2 protein-coding genes and 1 tRNA gene are annotated in these 3,623 nt (G+C 36.5%); all 3 read right to left on the reverse strand.

Annotated features, from left to right (window positions below; translation table 11 throughout):
• Positions 1–425 precede the first annotated feature (425 nt).
• The gene (locus tag WBM60_RS16160) at positions 426–2,675 is read right to left on the reverse strand and encodes an adenylate/guanylate cyclase domain-containing protein (RefSeq protein WP_424261956.1); all 2,250 of its coding nucleotides are present in this window, start codon (positions 2,673–2,675) and stop codon (positions 426–428) included.
• A gap of 446 nt (positions 2,676–3,121) precedes the next feature.
• Positions 3,122–3,343: a DUF5712 family protein gene (locus tag WBM60_RS16165; RefSeq protein ID WP_424277392.1), complete on the reverse strand. Its 222-nt coding sequence runs from the start codon at positions 3,341–3,343 to the stop codon at positions 3,122–3,124.
• 191 nt (positions 3,344–3,534) lie between these two features.
• A tRNA-Pro gene (locus WBM60_RS16170) sits at positions 3,535–3,609 on the reverse strand.
• Positions 3,610–3,623: the final 14 nt, after the last annotated feature.

Raw genomic sequence — 3,623 nt, forward strand, 5'->3', positions numbered from 1 at the left:
GTGATCCTGAAATGGGGTTGTTGCTCAAGTTAATCCAATACAGGCTTTCGCCTGTCTGTATTTTATGTTTTTACCTTGCTAATTTAAAGTGGTACACCGCTATGCAATTTTTAGTGTAAATAGACACAATCGAAGTAATTCTTTATCCCATAAATTTAGTAAAACCTATTATTATATCAAAACTAATCAAGGAGCTATATCTGAAATCGATTAGTTCCAAAATCGTTCGTTTTAAGGGACTTTTCAAATTGATTATATAATAATGATTTATTCACTAGGCGTTTTTCCTTGTGCCATTGTCCGCACCATACCATGACAGATATTGTGGTGTTGTTTATTATTTCTAATGATTCTTACGACATATATATTCGTACAATCCCTTGACATTTTTATTTATTGTAATTTTAAGTTTGATTAGTATCAATTCACCAAAGTCCGATTTCTTTCATGATCTGGACATAAGTAGGGTCTTTCTGGATAGGGTCAGAACTTCTTATTGCGAAATAGGGGAGGTTGGGGTCATTGACCTCAAACATTTTTAGCATCCATTCGAGTTGTTTTTCTCTATCATCAATAATTTTATAAAGGCTGTGAATAATACTTGGAGCTACAAAGTGTTCTTTACTATAATCTTCAAGGTAAGTCGCACTGGATCTAACTGCTTCATTGAAGTTACCATTTTTATAGGCATTGTCTATAACAGATTCTAAATCCGTGGCTCTTGTTCTCTTTAGGTCTTTTTTTAATTCAACAATGGCCTGGTCATAATTTTTTTGAAAGATATACTTTCCTAAAAGCATTGCCGTGGCCATTGGATGATTGGGGGCCATTCGTATAAGCCTTTCCGAGTGTTTTGCGGCGCTAAATACTTTACCATCGATAAAATACATCATCGCACTAAAGCTTATTACCCAGGGATTTTCAGGGTCTAGTTCTATGGCATATTTCATTTGTTCCCAGGCCTCTTCCCATCGATTTTGGATCATCAAAAAATGCGCATAGTATGTACGAGCTTCAGCTGCATTGGGATTAATATCTAAACTTTTTTTGAAGAATTTTTCCGCCTCCTTCCAATTAAATTTTGACCAAGTAAGATCAGCGGCTCTGCCCATTAAGATTACAGAATTCAGCTTGTCAAGTTCATAGGCCTTTTTCTGCAAACTATCTATCACAAGATTGACTTCGGCCCCTGAAACATAGCCCATTTGTCTTTGTGAACCCAGAATACCTGAAATTCCGGAATAGCTTGGCGCAAATAAGGGATCGATTTCAATGGCTTTTTTAAATTGTTTTTTAGAAAGTTCAAACCCTTCTGGGGTTAGAAAACCCATATAATACGATCCACGAAGAAAGGCTTCATAAGCACCTGGGTTAGGTACTCGTTTAGGCTGTAATTTCTGTTCTTCCTCCGGACGAAGTGCTTTGTTGATTTTTAATGCTACATTTTTGGTGACCTCCTTGTAAAGATTGGGGAGCTCATTCAAAGAGGTAGTATAAGAATGATTCCATAGTACCTGTTCATCAGGAAAAGCTTTGATCAGGTTTATCCTCAATTCAATTATGGTGTCTATCCTGGACAGGGAGGTTTCAATGATGGCATCAACATTTAATTCCTTTGCAATTTTCCGGATACTTTTGTTCGTATTTTGGTAAGGAAGCGATGAGGTTTCAGATATGACATGGATACTTCCCAATTGCCCAATTTCATTAATCAAACCAAAGTGCATTCCGGCAAGAAGATACTTTTGACTATCATCGCCTAAGTTGTTTGAAAATGGCAGTACCGCCAGGGAATTAAGTGATTTAAAAACACTTGATTTTCCCTCATACAGCTTTATTAGCCTCAATTTTCCTGGATTTAGTGCCAGAGGATTAGTCAGGAAATAAAAAAGAACGGCTATCATCGCTATTCCATTTAGTATTTGCAATCCCACAGCTATCCTATTGAATCTACCTTTAAAATAAGAAAAAATTAGCGTTGCCGGTAATCCAAAAATTGTAACCAGTATGAATAAGTCCAAGAGTACTGGATCAAGGCTGTATCTTTCGATGACATAGTTGAATAACTCTATGGGCAACCAAGCACTAATAATAAAGATTGGTACTGTCCATTTTATAGCTGGTTTCTTTTCAGAATCTTTAAGCTTACCTTTTATCTGTTCCCGCTTTGGTAACTCCATTCCCTCATTTGTAATAGCGAACACTTCCATAGGTTCTTCAACATTTTTGAATTCAAATGGACCAAGAGAGTGCAAAAGGAAATCCCCTTTGTTAACCAGCTGATCACGAATGGTCTTCGAGACAAGAAGACATCCCGGAATACCCATCGATTCTATACGGGAGGCTATATTGACACCATCACCAAAGACATTATCATTTTTGAAAATCACATCTCCGAGATGCATACCTATACGAATAGGAATTTCTTTCTCTATAAATGCTTGCTGCAATTCAATTGCACATTCCACACCTGCGGTGGCACTTTCAAAAGTCAAAAGCACAGCATCACCATAGTATTGAATTATTTCTCCCTGGTAGGCAGGAACAATATTTTCTACTAATTCTTTAAAATGATTAAGAAAAAGCATGGCACGTTTTTCATCACTTTGCATGAGTGAGGTATAGCCGACAATATCTGCGAAAAGGACAGTAGATAATCGTCTTTGTTCAATCATTATGAAGGATACTTATTTTTCCATTTTAAAGATAATGAATTATTATAAGAGACTTATAATCAGTCTAATACTAAATATGAATATCACAAGTATTAGTTTAACAGAACAATGCTACACCAGCTATCTGCTTTTGAATAGACAAAGAGACAATTATTATGACCAAAATTTAATGTGGTTTCCTTTTATTTTTTTATTCAATTATCGAAAAGACTTTTAAAACTTTGATTGAAGTTTCGTAAAACGGCCAATAAAAAGCAAAGTTGGAGAAAATAAGCTAGGCATGGTCCCTTCAATCGTTGGTAGCTGTTTTATAAGACTATTTTTGACCAGGAGTAAAGCTTTTCCTTAAGAGTCCCATCTTTGGTCTTTTTTAATAGTCTTGATAATTGACCTTTTACGGAACGATTTTGTTTTTCTAAAAAATTGGTTAACCAAAAAGAAATATTCTAGTATCCTATCTCCCCGGACCTCAAAGCCTTACCAATCCCGTTTTGCAACTTCTTGATAATCTTCATCGCCACTTGATGATGATTTGTTGGAATATTTGGAATCTTTACCCCGGTACTTCTGAGCAACTTAAATGCAACATCCTTCTCGCCAGTTGGCAGCCCCACCAAAGTTGCATAGAACTTCTCGGGATTCTTTAAAAAATCTTTTTGGTTAAACATTTTTTGTTTAAAGACAACATCTAAATGGGCTAAATGCTATTTAAATTTACAACAAATTGCGTACCGCTTTGCACACCGAATTGCACACCAAAAGGATGGTTTCAAATGGATTCAAATGAATACAAGGAAAATGTAAAAACCTGCTAATCATATGATTAACAGGTTTTTGATACGCCCTAAAAGGCGGTTCGTCGGGGTGGCAGGATTCGAACCTGCGACCTCCTGCTCCCAAAGCAGGCGCGATAACCGGGCTACGCTACACCCCGAATGCTGAATATAG

The organism is Eudoraea sp., from assembly GCF_049669105.1.
Lineage (GTDB): Bacteria > Bacteroidota > Bacteroidia > Flavobacteriales > Flavobacteriaceae > Eudoraea.